This window comes from Wolbachia endosymbiont of Drosophila bicornuta (genome assembly GCF_028982105.1).
Classification (GTDB): domain Bacteria; phylum Pseudomonadota; class Alphaproteobacteria; order Rickettsiales; family Anaplasmataceae; genus Wolbachia; species Wolbachia pipientis.
The window spans coordinates 1-1,374 of record NZ_JAPQLF010000106.1; the positions used below are offsets into that span (position 1 = coordinate 1).

Here is a 1,374-nt window from a genome sequence, read left to right on the forward strand (position 1 = left end):
TGTATGCGCGGTAGCGGAGCGTTCCGTAGGTCTGTGAAGGAGACGGGGTGACCCTCTCTGGAGATATCGGAAGTGCGAATGCTGACATGAGTAGCGACAAACAGTGCGAGAAACACTGTCGCCGAAAGTCCAAGGGTTCCTGCGCAAGGTTAATCCACGCAGGGTTAGTCGGCCCCTAAGGCGAGGGCGAGAGCCGTAGTCGATGGGAATCAGGTGAATAGTCCTGAACCTGCCAGAAGTGACGAATGCAAGATGTTGTCAGTCCTTAATGGATTGGACTGGCTTTTTGCGCATTCCAGGAAATAGCTCTGGCGTATAGACCGTACCCGAAACCGACACAGGTGGACTGGTAGAGAATACCAAGGCGCTTGAGAGAACGATGCTGAAGGAACTAGGCAAATTACTCGTGTAACTTCGGGATAAGCGAGACCCGTTGGTGGGCAACCATTGGCGGGTGGCACAGACCAGGGGGTAGCGACTGTTTAGTAAAAACACAGGGCTCTGCGAAGTCGAAAGACGACGTATAGGGCCTGACGCCTGCCCGGTGCCGGAAGGTTAAGAGGAGGTGTGAGAGCACTGAATTGAAGCCCCGGTAAACGGCGGCCGTAACTATAACGGTCCTAAGGTAGCGAAATTCCTTGTCGGGTAAGTTCCGACCTGCACGAATGGCGTAATGATGGCCAGGCTGTCTCCACCCGAGACTCAGTGAAATTGAACTCGCTGTGAAGATGCAGTGTACCCGCGGCAAGACGGAAAGACCCCGTGAACCTTTACTATAGCTTGACACTGAACATTGAGCCTTGATGTGTAGGATAGGTGGGAGGCTTTGAAGCGTGGACGCCAGTCTGCGTGGAGCCATCCTTGAAATACCACCCTTTAATGTTTGATGTTCTAACTCGGCCCCGTGATCCGGGGTGAGGACAGTGTCTGGTGGGTAGTTTGACTGGGGCGGTCTCCTCCCAAAGAGTAACGGAGGAGCACGAAGGTTAGCTAATCACGGTCGGACATCGTGAGGTTAGTGCAAAGGCATAAGCTAGCTTGACTGCGAGAGTGACGGCTCGAGCAGGTACGAAAGTAGGTCTTAGTGATCCGGTGGTTCTGAATGGAAGGGCCATCGCTCAACGGATAAAAGGTACTCCGGGGATAACAGGCTGATACCGCCCAAGAGTTCATATCGACGGCGGTGTTTGGCACCTCGATGTCGGCTCATCACATCCTGGGGCTGAAGTAGGTCCCAAGGGTATGGCTGTTCGCCATTTAAAGTGGTACGCGAGCTGGGTTTAGAACGTCGTGAGACAGTTCGGTCCCTATCTGCCGTGGGCGTTGGAAGATTGAGAGGGGTTGCTCCTAGTACGAGAGGACCGGAGTGAACGC

At 54.0% G+C, this 1,374-nt stretch carries 1 rRNA gene; it reads left to right on the forward strand.

The window, feature by feature from the left end:
* Positions 1–1,374, forward strand: a 23S ribosomal RNA gene (locus OZD68_RS03355); the annotation flags it as partial.